Here is a 22,337-nt window from a genome sequence, read left to right on the forward strand (position 1 = left end):
TTACAAAGATGCAACTTTTAAATTCGGCGTTTGCTATAGTACGTTTTAATTATAAATGATTTAACATAGATGTTAAGCTGTTTTTCCAAAAAGGAATCTCCACATCAAAAGTTTCTTTAATCTTTGTCTTGTCCAAAAGAGAAAATTTTGGGCGCTTTGCAGGTGTTGGGTATTGCTCAGTCGGAATTGCGTTAATTTTACAATCTAACGAAGATAAATCGCGGATAGCTATCGCGAAATCATACCAAGATATTTCTCCTTCATTGCTAAAATGATAAATACCATTTGTCCATTTCGCTCCGTGCACAATTTGCAAAATCGCTTTTGCCAAATCCCGAGCATAGGTTGGTGAACCAATTTGATCGGAAATTACTGAGATCTCATCGCGCTCCGTCATCAAGCGAATCATCGTTTTAACAAAGTTTGCTCCGTAAGTAGAATATACCCAAGCTGTACGAATAATGATGGCCTCGGCTTCAGAATCAACAATTGCTTGCTCGCCTTTTTGCTTCGTTGCGCCGTATATATTAATCGGATTTGTTGGCTCACCTTCTTTCAATGGCACATTACTATCGCCTTGAAAAACGTAATCCGTAGAAACATGAATTAGCTTGGAGTTATTCGCTTTTACCCATTTCGCTATTTGAGCTACAGCCAAATGATTGACTTTGTCTGCTAATTCGGGCTCAGATTCTGCTTTATCGACAGTAGTATATGCTCCAGCGTTAATGACCACATCCGGCTGAAAAGATTGCAAAGCATTATCGATCGCGTCCAAATTGTCCAACGGCATCTCTGCCCGTGAGGTAAAAAGAAATTCGGAGTTCGGATAACTTCCAGACAAATCCTTAATTTCTGAACCTAATTGGCCGTTTCCACCGGTAACGAGTATTTTCATTGCTTTAAAGTTGATAGGGGTTGAGAAGGATTAATAAAGTTGATAAAAGTTGAAAATTCTACTACCTTCTATAAACTATTCTTGACCTTCCCTCCAAATACATCGCTAAACGATGGCGCTTCTTTGTCTTTGTCAGACAATTGAAGTTGTTCCAAAGGAATTTGCCAATCTACTGCTAAATCCGCATCTAAAGGATGTACGCCACATTCTGACTCCTTGTTGTAGAAGTTATCGCATTTATAAAAAAAGGTCGCTGTTTCGCTTAACACCACGAAACCATGTAAAAATCCACGTGGAACAAATAGCTGCAAGTTATTTTCCGCCGACAATTCCACCGCAACATGCTGTCCGTATGTAGGAGAATCCGGACGAACATCGACCGCTACATCCAATACTTTTCCTTCAATCACACGCACTAATTTTGCTTGCGCGTGTTCGCCAGCTTGCGCATGCAGACCTCTCAAAACGCCTCTTGAAGAATACGACTGATTATCTTGCACAAACGTAGTTTGTGTGCCGGTTAATGCGTTAAATGTTTTTTCGTTGAAGCTCTCAAAGAAATAACCTCGACTATCGCCAAATTTCTTGGGTTCTAAGATGAAGCATCCTTTTAGTTTTGTTTCTGTCGCGTTCATATTATCCCTCGTATTGCTCTTCGTAATATTTCTGATAATTACCAGAGGTAACATTCTTTAGCCATTCTTCATTGCTCAAGAACCAATCAATCGTAACCGATAAACCTTGTTGAAAAGTTACCGAAGGTGCGTATCCCAATTCTTTATTAATCTTCGATGCGTCGATAGCATAACGTAAATCATGACCTGGTCTGTCTTTTACAAAAGTAATTAACGATTCGGAAGTACCCGGATTACGACCTAACTTCTCGTCCATTTGCTTGCACAATTCTTTGACCAAGTCGATGTTCTGCCATTCGTTGAATCCACCTACGTTGTAGGAATCTCCGTTTTTACCTTTGTGGTAAACTAGATCAATCGCTTTAGCGTGATCGATGACAAATAACCAGTCGCGTGTGTATTTCCCGTCGCCATAGATTGGAAGCGGTTTGTTGTTTAAAATGTTGTGAATGCACAATGGAATCAACTTCTCTGGAAAGTGGTTTGGACCGTAGTTATTTGAGCAGTTTGTCAACACAATCGGCAAACCGTATGTATCATGATAAGCGCGAACAAAATGATCGGAAGATGCTTTGGACGCTGAATACGGAGAATGCGGATCGTATTTCGTTTCTTCTGTAAATAAGCCGGTGCTACCTAAAGCGCCAAAAACCTCATCCGTCGAAACGTGGTGAAAACGTTTTCCTTCAAAATTATCTTTCCAGATTTCACGAGCTGCATTCAACAAGTTTACTGTTCCAATAACGTTTGTCATCACGAATGCTGTCGGGTCAGCAATGGAACGATCTACGTGTGATTCTGCTGCCAAATGTATTACCCCATCCGGTTGATATTTTTGGAACACCTCGAAAATCTGCACAGCATCCGTAATATCAGCTTTAACAAATTCGTAATTCGTAGCGTTCTCAATATCTTTAAGATTCTCCAAATTACCGGCGTACGTCAATGCATCTAAATTGACAATTTTGTAGTTCGCATATTTGTTGACAAATTCTCGAACTACGTGCGAACCAATAAAGCCTGCTCCCCCAGTTATTAATATGGTTTTATCCATTTGTGATTTTTTATTTTCTTACTTATTATTTTTCTCGGCTTCCTTCTCCGCTACAATTCGACGAAGGCCAGAGCTTGAAAAGCGATGATCGCGGCTATTAAAATAGAGTTCAATCCCCTTTTGCTCACAATATTCGCGCCCCGTAAAGTTTTTATCAGCATATTCGTCACCTACAATACGCACATCTAACTTAAATGATTTTAAAATATCTTCCAAATCTTGTTCGGTAGAATAAGGAACTATTTCGTCCACATATTCACAACCTCTGAGCTGTATATAACGTTCCACGACAGTTTGGGTCGGCGCATTTTTCTCCGGACGATCTAGCGTGGGATCCATCTGCAAACCACAAATTAGATAATCGCACTGTCTTTTTGCTTCAGCCAACATCATGATGTGCCCGGCATGTAACAAATCGAATGTAGAGAATGTAATACCAACTCGTGGACCAGGATTGTAATCTTTTCTTATATTTTTTTCCATAATTGAATGGTGCATTTAATTAATAATAAAGTTCGCAGATTTGGCAATCGATTGCCCAAAAATATCTATCGAAAATAGCAGATGTACACAACGCCCGATTGATCAAAAAATATGCCAATGGAAGGTCGTTTACAAATTCTTAAAGTCGCGCATCAACTAAGCTTCTGTCCAACACGCCTTTTATATCAAACACTACTGCTTTTTCCTTTACCAAAGCACTTAAATCAATACTTAGAAATTCCTGATGGGATACGGCTAAAATAATGGAATCATAAGCATTACCGTTCATCGCATTTTCCAATGAAATTAGATTTACCGCGTATTCCAACCAAAACGCGTTAGCATCTGCCCATGGATCAACTAAATCAACCTCCACGCCGAAATCTTGCAATGCGTTAAATAAATCCATCACCTTGGTATTGCGCGTATCTGGACAATTTTCTTTGAATGTTACTCCCAGAATAAGTGCGCGAGAACCTTTGACCGCAATATCTTTACGAATCATCAACTTGACAACCTTTGAAGCGATAAATTCTGCCACAGAATCATTCACGCGGCGACCGGAAAGAATCACATTCGGATGATAACCTAATTGCACGGCTTTATGTGCTAAATAATAAGGATCAACAGAAATGCAATGCCCCCCTACCAATCCAGGTTTGTAAGGCAAAAAATTAAATTTTGTTCCGGCTGCTTTTAATACATCCTGCGTATCAATGCCGACTCGGTCGAAAATCAATGCTAATTCATTGACAAAAGAAATATTTACATCGCGTTGTGCATTTTCTATGGCTTTGGATGCCTCGGCAACTTTAATGCTTGGCGCTAAATGTGTTCCAGCAGTAATAATGGTTTTATAAAGCCCATCGATTGCTAAGGCTATCTCAGGAGTTGATCCTGATGTCACTTTTTTTATCGTGGTCAGCGTATTGACCTTATCGCCTGGATTAATGCGTTCGGGAGAATATCCAGCAAAAAAATCCGTATTAAATTGTAAACCGGATTCCTGTTCCAAAATCGGCACGCAAACTTCTTCCGTACATCCAGGATAAACTGTCGATTCGTAGATCACGATATCGCCTTGCTTCAGCACTTTTCCCAACATCCGCGTTGCCGCGCGCAAAGGACGTAAATCCGGCGCGTTAAATTCGTCAATTGGAGTGGGTACAGTAACAATATAGATAGAGAAAGCGCGTAAATCCTCTTCCGAGGAAGATGCGGCGTAACCGCGTGCACCCGCTGATTCAGCATGCAATTGAAGGGTTGCCTTTAGCGTTTCCTGATCGGCTTCTTTCGTTCGATCAATCGCACTATTTAATTCGCCAACACGCGCTTCGTCGATATCAAAGCCCAAAACTTGTGTGTGCGGAGCAAATGCCAATGCCAAAGGCAACCCGACATATCCTTGTCCGATAACAGCTATTTTCTTCATTCTCCACGAATGTACTAAAATGTCTGTTTATACGGAACATCAAAAAACCGTAAAGCAGATTTCTCTGCCTTTTACTACTGTGGCGTAATTTCGCGAACCAATTTCTCCGCTTCTTTTTCAGCTACAATACGACGTAAGCCGGAGCTCGAAAAACGGTGGTCACGGCTATTGAAATAAAGCTCAATGCCTTTTTTCTCACAGTATTCACGTCCAGTAAAGTTCTTTTCGGCATATTCATCCCCCACAATACGCACATCGAGTTTAAAAGATTTCAAAATATCTTCCAAATCTTGTTCCGTAGAATAAGGTACAATTTCATCAACATACGAACATCCGCGTAGCTGAATATATCTTTCTACTACCGTTTGAGTAGGTGCGTTCTTTTCCGGGCGATCCAATGTTGGGTCCATTTGCAATCCACAAATCAAGTAATCGCATTGTCTTTTGGCTTCCGCCAACATCATAATGTGTCCGGCGTGCAATAAATCAAACGTAGAGAATGTAATACCGATGCGTGGTCCAGGATTGTAATCCGATTGTTTCTGCTTTTCCATGTTGTGTGATTCTTTTGTTTGTTCATTACAAGAATAAAAGATTTTTCTATTGGTAGTGTACGATGTACACCAAATGTACCGGGGACAAATGGTGGACAATGCTCCCAAGCAAATTAAAGTACCTCTTCATTTTGTTATGCCATTCGGTTTTCACATATTTGCGATAGCTTATAGAGAAAGGTCGAGGGATTAGAACCAAGGACGCCTTAGCAACCTGACGCATGTCAAGGTGCTACAATCTACCCAATTAGCCGTTGGGAACGATAAGCGGACGAGCTCCACGCGAGCGACACCATCCTCTGCAAGCCTTCCATTCAACAAAAAGATACGTATGAAGATCATTGATCATATCAAAAATGCGCAAGGAAAAACATTGTTCTCCTTCGAGTTGCTACCGCCCGCGAAAGGTCAGGGAATACAGAGTATATTTCAAACGATGGACGAATTGATGGAATTCAATCCGCCGTTTATCGACGTTACTTATCACCGCGAGGATTATTTATATAAGCAACATGCTAATGGATTGCTCGAGCGCGTTTCGTACCGTAAACGTCCCGGAACTGTGGCAATTTGTGCTGCGATTATGAATAAATATAAAGTCGACGCCGTTCCACATCTCATTTGTGGTGGTTTTACGAAGGAAGAAACCGAAAATGCGTTGATCGATTTGGATTTCTTGGGGATTGATAACGTGTTGGTACTACGCGGTGATGCGCGGAAAGGCGATGCAGATTTTATTCCGACGGAAGGTGGCCATGCTTATGCAACGGATCTTTTGAAGCAGGTAAAAGATATGAACGATGGAAGGTATTTACATGAGGATATCAACACATCTTCTAAAACGGATTTTTGTATCGGCGTAGCCGGATATCCAGAAAAACATTTCGAAGCACCGAACTCCCAAACCGACTTTAAATGGCTGAAGAAGAAAGTGGACATGGGCGCAGAATTCATCGTTACGCAAATGTTTTTTAATGTAGATCGCTATAAAGAATTTGTCACCAAATGTCGTGAACACGACATTAATGTCCCGATAATACCGGGATTAAAACCGCTGACGACCAAGAAGCAATTAATCACCTTGCCTCGCATCTTCCACTTGGATATTCCGGAGGAACTTTCTGAGGCGGTAGAGCGCTGCAAAACCAATGCAGATGTGCGTCAAGTCGGCGAAGAATGGTTAGTACAACAATGTAAGGAATTGATCGATTTTGGTGCGCCAGTTTTACATTTCTACACCATGAGTAATCCAGGTCCGAGCAAGCGTATTGTCGAAAAGTTAGCGTAAACATTCCACATATTATGTGAAGATTAAATGCTTGCCGATTCGTCCGCAAGCATTACTTGTTTAGTAAACAGAAAGTTAATAATTATTTAACCAAACATTTAGCCCTTCCTCATTCTACGATGGCTAGTTTTGCATCGTCAAACAAAAGAAAAAACAACTAAACAACAAGTGCCATTTTGGATTCACCCAAATAGATCATTCTAAAAAAATCATATTTACTTTTCGATTGATTTAACAGCGAGCAACGCTGGTAGGATTTGTATTGCCTGTAGTTTTTTTCTGGAGTTTTAAGAATTGGAAAAAATGATAGATTCATCTACCCGATCAACCGTTGGTCGCCTCACTTTCGACAGAAAAAATAACCGAAGAATACGCTTTACCGCTATCGCTTTTTTACTGTTATTTTCCGTAAAAACGGCACAAGCCGAAAGACATTCAACACTTTTCGAAACGGCCATTTCCCTGCAAGATCAACTACGATTTTCAGCACGCGTAGTTGATGCAGCTACCAACCAACCTGTTGCGGGGGCTACGGTTCGAGTTGCTGATAGAATAGTGGCAACCACTTCAAAAAATGGAGAATTTAGCATATCGGTTGCTTCGGGTAGTGCAATAATGATAGCCACGTTGGGGTACGAAACGCAGACTATAGTTGCCGATGAGTCTACCGCCGCCACGGTTGTACGTTTATTACCAATTGTGAGCGAAGTAGAAGAAGTAGTCGTTACTGCTTTAGGCATTGAACGTACAAAAAAAGCGTTGGGTTATGCGGCAACTGAATTGAAAGGTGAACAACTCACTGAAGCATTACCGAATAATTGGAGTGAAGCGCTGTCGGGACGTGTTGCCGGTGTAAACCTTGTCCGCTCTGGCGGTGGACCAGCTGGATCTAATAAGATTATCTTACGTGGTGAGAATAACTTAACAGGTGCCAACGATGCGCTGATTGTTATTGATGGCGTTGTGGTAAGCAATAGTAGTGGAAATCAAGTGGGAACGGGACATGGCGCTTACCTCGGTGGAGATTCTCCGACGGATTTTGGTACAGGGATTAATGATATCAACCCTGAAGATATCGCAACGCTTACGGTATTAAAGGGTGCGAATGCCACGGCATTGTACGGGCAACGCGGAGCCAATGGTGCTATAGTCATTACTACTAAATCCGGTCGCATTGGCAACGGAATCGGAGTAACATTCACTTCAAACAGCACCATGGAATCCATATCTAGATGGCCAGACTATCAATATGAATATGGACAAGGTGCAGAAGGTGTGCGTTACCATTCATTTCTTGATGGTCCTGATGGTCCGTCTACGCGTAGTACAAGTTCGGCTTGGGGCCCTAAATTCGATGGACAATATTACTTCCAATTTGACCCTGCCACACAAACTCGTGCCGCGGAACGTTCTTTGTGGCAAGCCTATCCAAACGAGAGAAAGAAGTTTTTCGACACAGGTACCACATTCACCAATTCATTGAGTTTAGATGGCGGAAACGAAAGTACGCAGGTTCGATTTTCATTTACCGACCTACGCAACAAATGGATTATTCCAAACACTGGATATGAACGCAACAACCTGTCGTTGACAGCCGCGCATAAGGTTACTGATAAGCTAAAAGTAAATACCCGCATCAACTACCGTCAAAATCGTAGCGATAATTTGCCATCAACTGGATACAACAACCAATCATTGATGTACTGGAGCATCTTTTGGCAACCAAGCGCTCCAATAAGTTGGCTGGAAGATTACTGGCGATTTGGAGAAGAAAATCGAGTACAAAACTTTCCATTCAGTAGCTTGGTTGACAATCCTTACCTTATTACTCAGGAAATGCTTAACAAGAATAAGCGCCACGGAATCACAGGTAACGTAGAAGCTTCTTATGCATTCACCAACGAGTTGGAATTGATGGTACGTACTTCACTCGATTTAAATACAGAAAGGCGTAGCCAACAACGGCCTTACGATACCGAGAAGTTCCGAAGGGGCATGTACAGAACGCAGCAGATAAACAATACAGAGGCTTCTTCCGATGTGATGCTTACCTATAAAAAACAGGTGACACCCGACCTAAACATACGGCTGACAGCTGGCGGAAGTACGCTTCGCAATGAAAGCTCTTTAGAACGGAACGCCGCGGACTCACTGGATTATCCGGGTATTTTCAATTTGGGAAATGCTGCTGGAGTCATCGTAACTACACCAAATCGTTCACAGATCGTGCTCAATAGTTTGTATGCATTAGGTACTATTTCCTTTAAGGATTTTCTTTTTGCAGATTTTTCGTTTCGTAATGATTGGAATAGCGCATTGGCTTCGCCGACAAACAAAGGGAAGGCTTTTCGATATCCTGGATTGAATATGAGTTTCGTGTTGTCGGACGCCGTGAAACTTCCATCAGCTATTTCCTTGATGAAGTTTAGGGCATCTGCCGCCGAAGTAGGCAGCGGTTCCATGACTCCCTATTTGACATCGTATAACTATAATCTCGACCCGACATTTCCGGGAGGAAGATCGAATCCGACACTCATCCCCAACTTAAATTTACAACCGCTAAGCACTTGGTCATATGAGGCGGGTGCCGATGTTGCCCTTTTCAATAACCGCGTTGGATTCAACATTACCTACTATAGCGCCAACACATCGAACCAACATTTGCGCGCAGTTATTGACCGATCATCCGGAGCCAATGAAGTTTTGCTCAACGCGGGAATGATCCAAAATAGTGGATGGGAAATCGAGTCCAAAATTTCCCCTATTCGTAAACCGAACTTTCAATGGACAATGAGTCCGGTATTTAGCGCCAATAGAAACAAGGTGGTAAGCTTGACGGATGATCTTAACGAAATGATCTTGCAAAATGGCCCTGGAAGTCGCGGCGCTATCATAGCTCGCGTTGGAGGGCGAATGGATGACCTGTATGGACGAGGTTACAATAGAGCACCGGACGGGCAGATCATCTATCGGAATGGATTGCCAACGCTGACCGATTCTTTGCAATACATCGGACAAACCAATCCAGCGTGGCGTATTGCGCTTCATAACGAATTTCGCTATAAGCAGTTTCGCTTGGGCATTATGTTCGATGCGCAGTTTGGCGCCGTCGGATATTCGTTGACTTCTGCAGTTCACGCGGAACAAGGTAAAACAAAAAATACCTTGCCTGGTCGTTACAATGGAATTATTGGCCACGGCGTCATCGAAAATGGCGACGGCACGTACGGACCAAACGATGTCATTTCTGAGAACGTGTGGGATTATTATAATGCGCACCTTGGTCGGGACAATGTAGAGGGAACCTCCTACTCCACCGACTTCCTCAAATTACGCGAAATACGATTTGATTATACTTTGGATAGCAATTTACTTCGTCGGATTGGATTGCAACGCGCCACCGTCGGCGTGTTTGGCAGGGATTTATTTATTTGGTCCGATTGGCCAGCGTACGATCCGGAGTTTGGAACTTTAGGCAACGGCGATATAACCCGTGGCTTTGAACTAGGACAGTTTCCTGCTACGCGCACCTTTGGATTTAACTTAGTTGTTGGTCTATAATCGATACTCAGATGAAAACAAATATGATCCGTAAATATATCTATACCATAATCCTCGGAATGCTCGTCATTGTACTTCCGACATCCTGCAACAAAGATTTTCAGGAGATAAACACTAATCCAAACACCAGCCCCAGAGTACGCCCCAGCAGCTTACTTGCTCCCGCATTAACGAAAGTGGTCACCTACAATATGAGTCGTAGTCAGCGCATCACCAACGAACTGATGCAAGTTACGGTGAACATGGGCGATGGAGATGGGCGTATCTTTCGATACGAAGTTCGTGCAACGGAGGCAGACTATATGTGGAACAACTTGTACGTACAGCTGCGAAACTTTCGGGATATTTACGAGTTTGCCGAAGAGCTCAACCAGCAGCAATACATGGCGGTTGCACAAATTTGTGAGGCGTGGATATTTTCGATACTGACCGATATTTATGGTGATATTCCCTACACAGAAGCCCTACAAGGGAAAAACTTAAATCATGTCCTTCCGGTATTTGACAAACAGCAGGACATATATCCCGCTTTGTTCGCGAATCTAGAAGAAGCAAATACATTATTATCCGCATTAGGCACCAATGCATCGCTCTCGAAAGAGTCAGACCCGCTTTTTGGTGGTGAATTAAGAAAGTGGCGCCAGTTTGGCAACTCGCTTTACCTGCGTTTGGCACTACGCCTTGCACATAAACCCGAGCTTAATAGCAGCCAGATTATCACTAAAATCATTGACGTCGAACCGTTGCGCTACCCAATTATGAACGGCAACGACGATTCGGCTATTCTACGTTGGACAGGAAGCGCACCTTATGTATCTCCTTTTGCCACATGGAGACCTGCGGATTGGTATTTTCCGAAGCTCACAAACTTCTTTATTGACAACTTAAGCGAGCGTAGCGACCCTCGTTTGGCTGTTTGGGCAGCAGCAGTAAACGGCGATTATTTTGGTATCCCTAGCGGATATCCTGTCGGACAACCACCTGTTGCAGGCTCTGCCTTGAATACCAACCTCATGTCGGAAGCTTTACTTGGCAACATCATGAACTATGCTGAACTGCAGTTCATTTTGGCAGAAGCTGCGCTAAAAGGATGGATAAGCGCACAGTCGCCACAAGCCTACTACGAACGAGGTGCCATTTCAGCTATTTCCCTCTGGGGATTAGAAGCTCCATCTTTTTATTTAACCTCGGATCTAAATGTTTGGAAAGATTCTTATACAACAGAGCAGAAAATGGAGATGATCCATATACTAAAGTATTACTCGCTGTTTTTTACCGACATGCAATCCTGGTTTGAATTTCGGAGGACAGGATATCCCAAGCTGCCCATTCGTTCGGGACATCTTAATGATGGTAGAATGCCTTCCCGCCTGAATTATCCGGTTTATGTACAATCGGCGAACAGAGAAAATTATCAGCAAGCAGTACAAGAACAGGGGCCGGACAATATAAACACCTTAGTTTGGTGGCAAAAACCATAATCGGCACTATGAAACGACATTATTCCATGAAAAATATTAGTACAGGTATTGCGCTTTTAGCGATCGTGCTTTTTAGCATCAGCGCGTGCGAAAAACGAGATTTCGCCGAAGGAACATTGAGTCCGTATATGGCCATACAAGATATCCGACAAATACATAAAGGAGAAGATATACAGCTCACACCAGATAAGTTATCCGAAGCAACCTTTACCTCGGGAACCGTCATCTCCAACCAAAAAAATGGAAACACGCCCGATGGAATGATTGTGATACAACAAACTAGACGAGCTGGAACCCATGGTATAGCTATTCATGTGGGTGAAGTGGCGAACAATTATTCGCTGGGTGACTCGCTAATGATTAACGTGGGGAACAAAACCTTAAAGCGAAATGGCTTTTTATATATTGATGGGGTAAGCGAATCCGACGTGGAAAGAATTGGAAAAAGCAACTCTGCAATTGTACGCACACTTACAGCATCTTTAATCTACCAACGACCAAACGATTTCGAAAGCACATTGGTAAAAGTCTTAGGTGCGGAAGTAACCCCTCGTCCGACGTCGGGCGAAACGATCAGCGGCGTGAAGAAAATATTGAACGGAGCAGATACCCTACACATGCGTGTGCGTTCAGAATCGAACTTCTCTAACCATATTCTGCCGAGAAACATCAACGTTACTGGGGTTCTTCTTGGCGACCCAGATGTAGAAGATCGGATGGCTGTATGGCCACTCGACGCAACATCGATCGACGACATCTCTGACCCGGAAATTCCTGGCAATTTAGGCGATATGCCGCTTGTATTTGCCGGCTATTGTCCGGATCCGGAAGGTACAGATACCAACTATGAATACATCCAACTATTGGCGAATACCGACATTAACTTCGCAGAAATCCCATTTAGTGTAGTAACAACTAACAATGCTGGAGCCAACCAACCGAATGCAGGCGCCGCTCCGGGAGCGGGATGGGCGACCGGTGGAGCTCGTACGCTGAAATTTAATCTTACCGAAGGCTCAGTTAAAAAGGGAGAATTCTTTTACGTTGGCGGACATCAACGCCGAATTAGCGGTGCAAATTCAACCAGCTTATCTGATTTAAATTGGATACGAGCGGTTCCATACGGAACTACGGGCGGAGACGGACTTGGTAACCCAAGCACCAACATTTTAGCAAACACTGGAAATGCCAGTGGCATGGCCCTGTTCGTAGGTACTAATATTAATGAAGCAAGTGTCCCAATAGATTTGGTCATGTTTGGAGGTACAGGTACCGCTACCGTGATTGACTCCATCAATATGTTAGGTTATCGCGTAGCTAATAACGATCACTATAAACCGTTCGAGCAAGCGACAGGTGTAGCACAACCCTTTTTCTCTATGGGCACCAATCAATACCGCATTCCACATTTCTTACCTGGCAATGTAGGATTCTTTATACAATTGGGCGGAACATTCAATACAACGACTAGAAAATGGGACACTCGGCGATCGTATAATCCGCTGAGGTTAACGAAACAATCTGCGGCTAACGAACTGGAAGTCGGCGAATTCGTCACGAAGCAAATAGAATAAGTAATTTCTTTCCAGCAGCAATTTGAAATCCGCGAATATTGATATTATCCGCGGATTTCACATGTTCATAAAGCAATTCAGATTCATCAAAAAAAAAAGGTTAGGTAACAAATATTTCGCTTATAAACAATACGTTGTTCTTACTGTTTAAGTGTTTGTATGGTCAAACATCTACCCAAAAGTATTGCTATTATTGGCTCAGGAGCCAGCGGCGTTGCCTGTTTTATTCAACTTGTACAGAAACATCTTACCCAAGGAAATCCGTTTCCACTATCGATAACGCTATTTGAAAAACGCAAGGAGTTCGGCGACGGACTGGCGTTCGGAACGGGTCAAGAAGGACATTTACTCAATACGAAAGCCGGATTAATGGGCATTTTCCCGCAGGAACGCATGCACTTCGTACAATGGATGCATCAGAATAGCGATCAAATAGAAAAAGAATTTCCGCAAGTAAGTACACACCCAGATAGCTATCCGCCACGCATGCTATATGGAAAATATGTGCAAGCTACGCTCGAGCAATACGAAACTTGGGCGAAAGAAAACGGTATTCAAGTTAAGAAAATCGCTAGTGAAGTGATCGCTGCGGATGTTGTAGCAAACAATCGAGCGGAACTTGTTACGCAAGATAAGCAGAAGGTGGCTGTCGATTTCGCGATTTTGGCTACGGGAAATCCAGAATCTTCTACATTCGCAAAACTGAAAGATGTCAAAAACTTCTTTTGCTCGCCATGGCCGACCAGCCGATTGCTGAAGGAAATCAAAGATAAAAATACGCGGGTTAGCATTGTGGGCAGTAGCCTAACCGCGATCGACGCGCTCATTACTTTAGTAGATAACGGCCACGAAGGTCCGATTCAATTCTTTTCGCTAACTGGATTGCTTCCCGGTGTTCAAACTCCTTCAGAAATTCCGTACGAAAGAAAGGTTCTTACGCTGAGTAATATTCGGCGAATCATCCGTGAAGAACAACGTACGCTCCGCGTCATCGATCTGATTCGACTTTTCCGATCGGAAGTAGTTAGCACATTGGAAAAACAGATCAATTGGTCGGATGAAGACCGCATCGACAAAGATCAATTGGCATTGCTGGAGCAGGATGTAAAAGATGCAACCTCAGGCGGCAACCTTTTTCAAACTATTTTGTATTCGCTTCGCGAAGATTCCTACAAAATTTGGCGACTGCTCCCTCCTGATCAAAAAACGCTTTTCGGAAAATGGGTAAAACCTCATTTTGACATCTACCGCCATGCTATTCCACTAGAAAATGGCTTGAAGATTCAGGAAATTTTACGTTCTGGACAATTAACGATCATCGGACATACCGACGATATCGAATGGCAAGATGATCATTTTGTATTGAAGAAAGCAGATGGCAGTTCTTATGAAGCCGATTATGTCATTAATGCTTCCGGACCTTCCAGCGATATTGAAAAAATGGCGGATCAGCCGATCCTTCCTGATTTGCTATCCAAGAAACATATCGCGGAACATCCAATTTCGGGTGTACTTGCGGATTTGAATACGATGCGAATTTGGACTTCCGAAACAGACAAGTTGTCTCCGTTTTACGTGATTGGCCATCAATTGGCAGGATCACAATTGGACATCAACTCGCTTTGGTTTAATGTGGAACAAGCCGATCTACTCACAGACGATTTATTAAAGCAATTAGGCCATGGACATCATTAAGGAACTGGCGACGCGCGTATTGCCGCTATATGGATTTATTCTCGTCGGCTGGTTTGCGCACGCGAAATGGAATTTGCAAAGCAAATGGATTTCCAAAGCCTTGCTTTACGTGTTGATTCCAATACTAATTATTGAAAATTTGCTCAAAGCCGATTTAGCAGAAACTGCCATCTCTGGATCGATGATCTTTTTATTGGCTTTAGCTATGAATATTCCTGCAATCATTACGCAGAAAAAAATCGCTACGGACTACGACGGAAGTTTGTTGAAAGGAGCCTTTTCTTATTATAACATTGGTTGGTTTGGTATTCCGGTGGTGATGGCGCTATTTGGTGAGGAACAGATGCCATTGATCATTTCCGCTTACGTTGGAAACGCACTTTATGGCGATACGGTTGGTTTCTATCTGATGTCGCGAACCAAAGACGTTCCTACAAAAACAGCGATTAAAAAGGTTTTTCAAATCCCAGCAATTTATGCCTGTGCAGTCGCTATCGGTCTTAACCTAGCATCGGTAGAAGTTCCAGAAGCTGTAGAACCGGTCGGCCACGTAGTTAGTTGGTTGGTTTCCGCGTTGGGTATGCTTATCATCGGTGTTACGCTGGGAGGCATCGACTTCAAGAAAGTGGCCTATAAAACGTTTAGCAAAATTCTTGGCATGCGCTATGTAGCTGGCGCAATCTTTTTGGCTTTATTGGTATTTGCAGAATCGCAATGGATCGGAACATTAGAGGAAGAGCAGTCTATGCTCATGCTATTAATGGCTAGCTTCCCAATCGCGGCCAACTTAGTTGTTTTTGCATCTTTCCTTGAAACGGAAGAAGAAAATGCTGCCTTATTGGTCGGTATATCGTCGATTGTATCACTAATCTTAGTTCCGCTGGTTAGTATTTTATTGTTCTAAACAGAAAAATTCACAACTCAATGGGTGGATTCTACCGCTCATATACTATTAATTCGTACAGCAACATCAGGAGCTTAATTTCGATTAAATTCCTTTTATATGTGCAGATTATTAACCATAATTTTATTTCTCGAAGCCGCAATTTGCTTCGGACAAAATCATGAAAACGTTATTATTGGAGGGCGTGTTACCAACAAGAAGAATCAGGCAATAGCTGGCGCGAATGTTTTTGCAGTTGGTAGCTATGATGGAGCAACAACGGACAGGTTAGGTAAATTTTCATTCTCAACAGTAAAAACCGACACCATTAATTTGCAAGTTACCGCGTTCGGCTATAGCCCGATTACGGTTCCTTTACGTTCCTTTCCACAAAACGACATTCGAATAACACTTACTGCCAGCGAAAACAATATAGAAGAAGTAGTCGTGAAAGCGGGGGAATTTAGGCTAGGAAATCAACAAAACGCCGCACTTACTGCATTAGATATTGTCACTACGGCTGGTAGCATGGGAAATATCATCGCTGCGCTAGAAACATTGCCCGGCGCACAAGTTGCCGGCGAAAACGGAAGATTGATGGTCCGCGGAGGTGATCCGCACGAAACGCAAACCTACATCAACGGCATCCGCGTTGGCCAACCGTATACGGTTTCAGGAAATAACTTACCTGTGCGTGGTCGGTTTTCACCGATGCTATTCCAAGGAACCAACTTCTCCACAGGTGCGTATTCTGCAGAATTTGGAAATGCTTTATCCAGCATTTTAAACCTGAAGACCGCCAAAGAACCCGATGAAGCAAAAACTGATTTATCTATTTCCGCGATTGGAATTGGCGCGGGACATACATCGAGATTGAACGAAAAATCTTCTTTAGCATTCAATGCGAACTATATTTCTTTGGCGCCCTTTGCAAAAATTATCAAGCAAAATATGGATTGGACAAATCCGTATCAACAGTGGAGCGGGGAAGCGATTTATCGACAACGTTCCGAAAAACAAGCTTTGAATATTTACGCTTCCTTCGCTGGCGAACGGTTAGGATTCCGTGATGATCATATCGATTATGGTCAAAACGTAGAAACAAATATCCGCTCTTCAAACTATTACACCAACGCCAATTACACGAAATATTTAGCGAATAATTGGAAATGGGATTCCGGTTTTGGACTTGGCTATTTTGAGCGCGATTTACATTTCAGCACCTTCGAGATCCCAACTGCAGCAACGGATTTACACATCAAAAACAAGTTTCAGAAGAATGTAAATAGTTCGCTACGTTATTTCTTCGGGATCGATTATTTCTACCAAAATTACAAAGAACGATTTTCATCGCCCGAATATGTTACGCCCCGTTATGGTTTTGCGAACCATCTTGCTGCGGGCTACGGCGAGGTTTCGTATCACATTTTCGATCGTTTGCATGCCGATGCGGGCTTGCGTTATACGGTCCATACGCAAACGCGCGATTATCTAGAACCGCGGGCTGCGCTTACATTCATCGCCGACAAAAAACATTCTGCTTCGCTTTCTTATGGACTTTTTCACCAACAACCTACGGAAGATATTCAAAAGTTTGATCCTGAATTGCCTTGGCAATCTGCCCAGCACACGATTTTACAATACAGCTACGCGGATGTCGGCAAACAACTTCGGGTAGAATTGTTTCACAAATCTTATGACCGATTGGTTCGCTTTGAACGTGGTGATCCGACCTTTTCTCGCAACTACGCAACAGACGGTTACGGAAAAGTGAACGGATTGGATGTATTTTGGCGCGACAGCCGTTCCATCCAAAACCTACAATATTGGCTTTCTTATTCATGGACTAATGCGCGTAAGCTGGAAAAAGATTATGAGCGTGAAGTGCAACCTCCGTATGTTGCGGAACATTACGCTTCGCTGGTGGCCAAATACTGGATTGGCGCTTGGCGCTCTCAGGTTGGCATCACAAATACATTTATTTCCGGACGACCATATCATGATCTCAACCAACCGGGATACGTTCAATCTTACACACGTCCGATCAATACATTGTCGGCCAACTGGTCGTACCTGATTAGCCAACAGAAAATTATACATATTGCGGTATCCAACTTGCTCGGCAACGAGCCAATTTTCGGTTATCAATATGCACAACGCAGAAATAATACGGGCACATTTGACCGACAAGCTTTAACACCGACTACCAAACGCTTTGTGTTCATCGGCTTCTTTTGGACAATCAGTAACAATAAAAAGGATAATCAGTTGGATAATTTGTAATGGTGTTAGGTGTTGGAAACGTGACGTTGTTACGAAATCGACACTTGTCAAACTTCAGCTCAACAGCCACTAACTTCTCTATTTTTCAAAATTTTTATCAAGAAAAGTTTGAAACCGCTACAATTCATCTATATTTTTCGACAGTTCATCTCATCTATTTTCATCATCTAAGACCATCTCCCTAACTTCCATCAACATTAAATACTAAACATTATGAAAACATTTTTTATTGCCTTATCGCTGATCATGTGCCAACTCGCATTTGCACAAAATTCATATGAAAAAGCCATGACCGAAGCAATGCAACTTTGGGAAGCTGGAAAAACTGATGAAGCAGCCGCAAAGTTTGAACGAATCGCATCTGTGGAAAAAAAGAATTGGTTGCCGGCATATTATCAATCCTTGGCTTACATCACGAAATCATTTCCTTTACAGGATCAAACCAAACGCATGGAATTATTGCAAAAAGCAACATCAATCATCAACGAAAAGCAAACCCTGGGTTCGGAATCGGAATGGCTCGTGCTGAAAGCATTTGTATTAACATCCGAAATGATTACCGATCCGATGAATAACGCGCAAAAACTTTCTCCAAAGATCATAGCCACATACAAAAAGGCCATTCAGGCAGACCCCGAAAATCCGCGAGCCATAGCTGGTTTAGCGGAATTTCAAATACAATCCAAAAGGTTTACCGGAGGACAAACCGAACAAGATTACAAGGATTTGGAAAAAGCATTATCTTTATACGACAAAGACAAAACCAAAGGAGCATTTTATCCATCCTGGGGGAAAGACCGAACGGAAAAAATGTTAACAAAATAACCGAACACCATGCGTATCACTATCGCGAAGTCCATTCCTGACCTATTCTTTTCGCTGCTATTTGGCTTGGTAATCATGCTGGTCATTTCCATGATTGAGTGCGGATGCAGTCTGATTAATATCCCCGTGCAATGGCTACTTTTTACGCTACTATTGAGCGCCTCGTTGTACATACTAAATCATCGCGTTGCTATATGGATACAGCATTATTTCGAAAATCGCTTTCACCGTTTTTTAGTCTATCTATTAATCAATCCTGCACTTACTGCCATTACTTTATTTATCATCAGGTATTTGATTTTCGGCACGAAAACGCAATATAATCCAATCCTATTTTTTCAATTGGAATCATCTGGAACATATATTTTCGGCGCAATCGTATCGATTGTTACAGGAGGTAGTTTCTATGCTATTAATGCTATAAAAGCAATGAAGGATGAACAAATCGAAAAGGAAAAGGCCAAATCAAGCTTATCAGAGGCAAAATTTATCAACTTAAAAAACCAAATCGATCCTCATTTTTTGTTTAACAGCTTGAACGTTTTGAGCGGACTTATTGAAGAGGATACCGTGAAAGCATCTCGATACACAAGCAGTCTTTCATCTCTTTACAGGAATGTGTTGACGCAAAAAGATAAAGAGCTGGTGCCGATAGCAGAGGAGCTGCAACTTTGTAAGGAATACCTGTATTTATTGCAAATCCGTTTTGAGGATGCGCTGAATTATATAATTTCGGCAGATTTGGAACAGAAACAATCTGTTGTTGTACCCCTATGCTTGCAGCTACTTTTAGAAAACGCAATTAAACATAACGAAGCTTCTGACTTACATCCATTGCTCATTCGAATGTATTCTAAGGATGGTTATTTGATCGTCGAAAACAATCTGCAACCGCGAAAATCGTTTGTTGAATCGAATAATACAGGATTGGCCATCATTACAGAACGATACAAAAGCTATAGCAAGCTTCCCGTAATTGTTGAGTCTGATGAATATATTTTCCACGTAGCATTACCTCTAATTTTGAATCCCCAAACTCCGTAAATTATGCAATTACTTATAATCGAAGATGAAAAGCCAGCGGCGAGATTGCTACAACGTAAATTGCAAAAATTGGGTTATCAACAGATTAATTCTGTACATTCCGTTGCGGAAGCCGATAGTTGGTTGAGGGAAAACCATGCTCCCGAACTAATATTTATGGATATTCAGCTTTCTGATGGAACAGCTTTCGATCTGTTAGGAAAACGCACAATTCCTTCGGCGATAATCTTTACAACTGCTTTCGATGAATATACATTGCGTGCGTTCAAGGAAAATAGTGTGGATTATTTGCTAAAACCAATCAATGAAGATGAACTGGCACAAGCGATAAATAAATATGTATTACGAAAAAATCCAGCCTACAATATCAACGCCATAAAAGCGCTTTTAACTTCAAGCGAACCGAATTATAAAGATCGATTTACCGTTAAAATCGGTCAATCGATCCGTATAATTACTCAAAGGGATATAGTTTGCTTTTACAGTGCGAACGGAGGCACATACGCCCGAACTGACAATGGTCACGATTACCTAATCGACTTCACCTTAGATGAGCTCTCGAAATTGCTGGATCCGAAAGCATTCTTTAGAATCAACCGCAGCCACATTATCCACCTCCCAGCCATCAAAGATATTTCCTTGCATTCCAACTCGCGCCTAAAAATCAACTTGCAGAATTACAATTCGGAAGATTCGATAGTGAGCCGCGAACGGGTGGGTAGTTTTAAGGAGTGGTTGGGGTGATAATGAACTGAATTCAAATAATTACATCTGTATAAAGTTCATTGTCAAACCAGTTGTATCAATGCTGCTATCGCTGATCCAACGCTTCGGCGCGATCACTATTTTTTCCTCATTACTGTTTAACCAAGCTGCCCACCAGCTAAAGCTACTATTCGATATAACTTGATGTTGACAATTACTCATTAACTGCATGTCAATGTAGCTATTTCCACCTAAATTCCAATCGATGAAGTGAACATTCAAACCGTCAAAGTGATTCTTACACCACTCAGAGTCGTCCGAAAAGAAAAAGAATACTGGATTTGCTATTTGAGAGCGCAAATAATTTACTCCTCTAGTGAAATAATCTAAATCGCAAACATTTCCTAACAGAGGGTCTTTCAAATAATCCCCTCGTCTAACGTGAACTCCTACGCTATTAGAATTCTTTATTGTTTGGTACAAAATTTTGTTTCGTTTACCCTTCAATGGAGGGAAATTAAAAACCTCTCGTACTGTGGTTTTTATATGGGAAAAATAATCTTCATGTTGCCAATATCCCCAATAATATGCAAAACCAGGGTTGGTCAAATGATGTGGTTGAAAAGAAAATAGCGGTTGTTCTTGGACAAATGATTTTCTTGATTTCATTAATCTACGCTGTAAGCGAAGAAATAAACTATCTCGCTTGGACTTAATCAGGAGTCGACGCTCGCTTTCTTTTACTTTGTTCAACGAAATTTTAAAAACTGTTTCGAGTTCAAGGCCATTATGCAATTCATAGCGACTAAAATCATCAACATCTACCTTGACGTTGTGCCCTTGATCCTTCAGAGCTAGAAAAAAGGCATACTGAAACATTTGATTTCCCAAGCCTCCTAAAATTTTCACCACCTTCAATCTTCTTTGCGGAGGTAATAACGACTTTAATAAGACTTTTAACATTTGCTTTTTTGTGAAGTAATTAATTTTAAAACCGGGTAATGAAAACAATCCAATTAGTGCCCTATTAGGCGCCCTTGTCATCAAAATCTCTAGCCACATTTGGTAGATATTTTTATTAAAAACTTCTATTTTGTACACTGTCAACCTTTGATTAACCTCTATTAGTTCGCAGAAAAGATTTCGATACATGTCTAAACCCAGCGTATTAGGCATGCGATAATAAGTCAGCATTTTTGCCTTATCCAAATAATTAGCGATACCAAAATCCTTCAAATGTCTTCCACGCAACTCGGTCAACATATTGTAGACATCCTTATATCTACTTCGAGTTACATTATCAGAATGTCTACGGTATTCGACTAAATAATCTGGGACGTTATCAACTTCGCAGAAGTTGGAAATGTTAATATACAATGCCAAATCCTCTACAACTGGAATCCTCATATTAGGATATCCATTTACGCGTCGAAATATATCCATTCGCATCATCACACTAGAGTGTGTAAATGGATTATCGAAAAATAATTGAGTTTTAGCTTCATCGGGACCAACTACACGCTCTGGAATACTCCCATACCTTTTCCCGAATTCATCAATAATGTAAGCTTGTCCGCCTAACAACCCCAACTGCGGACGAAGGGAAAACTCCTTTAATTGAATGGAAAGCCGATCTGGTAACGCGATGTCGTCCCCGTCAAGCACAGCTAGGAATTTGCCTTTCGCATGCTTGAGGGCCAAGTTTCTCGAGTAAACAATTCCTTTGTTTTCTTTATTGGTAATAATTCTTATTCTATCGTCTTTAAGTTGGCCTAAAATACTAGCCGTGTTGTCATTTGAGCCATCGTCAATGATAATGAGCTCAAAATTTTCAAAAGACTGATTTAGGACACTTTGTACCGATTTAGCTATAAATCTCGCGTTGTTATAAGTAGTTATAAATACGGTTACATGCGGAATCTCATTATGTGACGTAGACATT

Annotated in this window: 17 protein-coding genes and 1 riboswitch; of the genes, 10 read left to right on the plus strand and 7 right to left on the minus strand. The window is 41.9% G+C overall.

Features of this window, described 5'->3' with window-relative positions:
- Nucleotides 1–49: 49 nt before the first annotated feature.
- The 6 genes from rfbD to ACFSQ3_RS03915 form a co-directional block, all read right to left on the minus strand.
- Entirely contained in the window at nt 50–898 is an 849-nt protein-coding gene (gene rfbD / locus ACFSQ3_RS03890) for a dTDP-4-dehydrorhamnose reductase (protein WP_380867665.1), read from the minus strand.
- A gap of 68 nt (nt 899–966) precedes the next feature.
- Nucleotides 967–1,533 carry a dTDP-4-dehydrorhamnose 3,5-epimerase gene (gene rfbC, locus ACFSQ3_RS03895; RefSeq protein WP_380867668.1) on the minus strand — a complete coding sequence of 189 codons (567 nt, stop codon included), beginning with the start codon at nt 1,531–1,533 and terminating at the stop codon, nt 967–969.
- Between the two features lies 1 nt (nt 1,534).
- Nucleotides 1,535–2,587 carry a dTDP-glucose 4,6-dehydratase gene (gene rfbB, locus ACFSQ3_RS03900; RefSeq protein ID WP_380867670.1) on the minus strand — a complete coding sequence of 351 codons (1,053 nt, stop codon included), beginning with the start codon at nt 2,585–2,587 and terminating at the stop codon, nt 1,535–1,537.
- Between the two features lie 18 nt (nt 2,588–2,605).
- Nucleotides 2,606–3,070, minus strand: a complete 465-nt coding sequence (locus tag ACFSQ3_RS03905) for an adenylyltransferase/cytidyltransferase family protein (RefSeq protein ID WP_380867671.1) — start codon at nt 3,068–3,070, stop codon at nt 2,606–2,608.
- A 139-nt stretch (nt 3,071–3,209) separates the two neighbouring features.
- Nucleotides 3,210–4,502 carry a nucleotide sugar dehydrogenase gene (locus ACFSQ3_RS03910; protein ID WP_380867674.1) on the minus strand — a complete coding sequence of 431 codons (1,293 nt, stop codon included), beginning with the start codon at nt 4,500–4,502 and terminating at the stop codon, nt 3,210–3,212.
- A gap of 74 nt (nt 4,503–4,576) precedes the next feature.
- Complete coding sequence (locus ACFSQ3_RS03915; RefSeq protein WP_380867676.1) at nt 4,577–5,056, minus strand: adenylyltransferase/cytidyltransferase family protein; 480 nt, start codon at nt 5,054–5,056, stop codon at nt 4,577–4,579.
- 165 nt (nt 5,057–5,221) lie between these two features.
- A riboswitch (SAM riboswitch) is annotated at nt 5,222–5,326 on the plus strand.
- 61 nt (nt 5,327–5,387) lie between these two features.
- On the opposite strand from ACFSQ3_RS03915, the gene metF reads away from it, so the two are divergent.
- The 10 genes from metF (at nt 5,388) to ACFSQ3_RS03965 (ending at nt 20,434) form a co-directional block, all read left to right on the plus strand.
- Nucleotides 5,388–6,344 carry a methylenetetrahydrofolate reductase [NAD(P)H] gene (gene metF, locus ACFSQ3_RS03920; protein WP_380867679.1) on the plus strand — a complete coding sequence of 319 codons (957 nt, stop codon included), beginning with the start codon at nt 5,388–5,390 and terminating at the stop codon, nt 6,342–6,344.
- A gap of 303 nt (nt 6,345–6,647) precedes the next feature.
- Nucleotides 6,648–9,905 carry a SusC/RagA family TonB-linked outer membrane protein gene (locus ACFSQ3_RS03925; protein ID WP_380867681.1) on the plus strand — a complete coding sequence of 1,086 codons (3,258 nt, stop codon included), beginning with the start codon at nt 6,648–6,650 and terminating at the stop codon, nt 9,903–9,905.
- Nucleotides 9,906–9,964: 59 nt separating this feature from the next.
- Nucleotides 9,965–11,386, plus strand: a complete 1,422-nt coding sequence (locus tag ACFSQ3_RS03930) for a SusD/RagB family nutrient-binding outer membrane lipoprotein (protein ID WP_380868473.1) — start codon at nt 9,965–9,967, stop codon at nt 11,384–11,386.
- Between the two features lie 26 nt (nt 11,387–11,412).
- Nucleotides 11,413–12,960: a DUF5689 domain-containing protein gene (locus ACFSQ3_RS03935; protein ID WP_380867684.1), complete on the plus strand. Its 1,548-nt coding sequence runs from the start codon at nt 11,413–11,415 to the stop codon at nt 12,958–12,960.
- 159 nt (nt 12,961–13,119) lie between these two features.
- Nucleotides 13,120–14,655, plus strand: coding sequence for an FAD/NAD(P)-binding protein (locus ACFSQ3_RS03940; RefSeq protein ID WP_380867686.1), 1,536 nt, complete (start codon nt 13,120–13,122; stop codon nt 14,653–14,655).
- Complete coding sequence (locus ACFSQ3_RS03945) at nt 14,642–15,559, plus strand: AEC family transporter (RefSeq protein ID WP_380867688.1); 918 nt, start codon at nt 14,642–14,644, stop codon at nt 15,557–15,559. Before ACFSQ3_RS03940 ends, ACFSQ3_RS03945 begins: the two co-directional genes overlap by 14 nt.
- Nucleotides 15,560–15,658: 99 nt before the next feature.
- Nucleotides 15,659–17,821 carry a TonB-dependent receptor gene (locus ACFSQ3_RS03950; RefSeq protein WP_380867691.1) on the plus strand — a complete coding sequence of 721 codons (2,163 nt, stop codon included), beginning with the start codon at nt 15,659–15,661 and terminating at the stop codon, nt 17,819–17,821.
- Between the two features lie 213 nt (nt 17,822–18,034).
- A complete protein-coding gene (locus ACFSQ3_RS03955; RefSeq protein WP_380867694.1) occupies nt 18,035–18,646 on the plus strand; it encodes a tetratricopeptide repeat protein in 612 nt (203 codons plus the stop codon).
- A 9-nt stretch (nt 18,647–18,655) separates the two neighbouring features.
- Complete coding sequence (locus tag ACFSQ3_RS03960) at nt 18,656–19,690, plus strand: sensor histidine kinase (RefSeq protein WP_380867695.1); 1,035 nt, start codon at nt 18,656–18,658, stop codon at nt 19,688–19,690.
- A 3-nt stretch (nt 19,691–19,693) separates the two neighbouring features.
- Nucleotides 19,694–20,434 (plus strand): LytR/AlgR family response regulator transcription factor, encoded by a 741-nt coding sequence (locus ACFSQ3_RS03965; protein ID WP_380867696.1) that lies wholly within the window; start codon nt 19,694–19,696, stop codon nt 20,432–20,434.
- A 21-nt stretch (nt 20,435–20,455) separates the two neighbouring features.
- Here the strand turns inward: ACFSQ3_RS03965 and ACFSQ3_RS03970 are convergent, their stop codons facing one another.
- The gene (locus tag ACFSQ3_RS03970) at nt 20,456–22,336 is read right to left on the minus strand and encodes an alpha-1,2-fucosyltransferase (protein ID WP_380867698.1); all 1,881 of its coding nucleotides are present in this window, start codon (nt 22,334–22,336) and stop codon (nt 20,456–20,458) included.
- Nucleotide 22,337: the final 1 nt, after the last annotated feature.

Origin of the sequence: Sphingobacterium corticis, from assembly GCF_042684745.1 — a bacterium.
Classification (GTDB): domain Bacteria; phylum Bacteroidota; class Bacteroidia; order Sphingobacteriales; family Sphingobacteriaceae; genus Sphingobacterium; species Sphingobacterium corticis.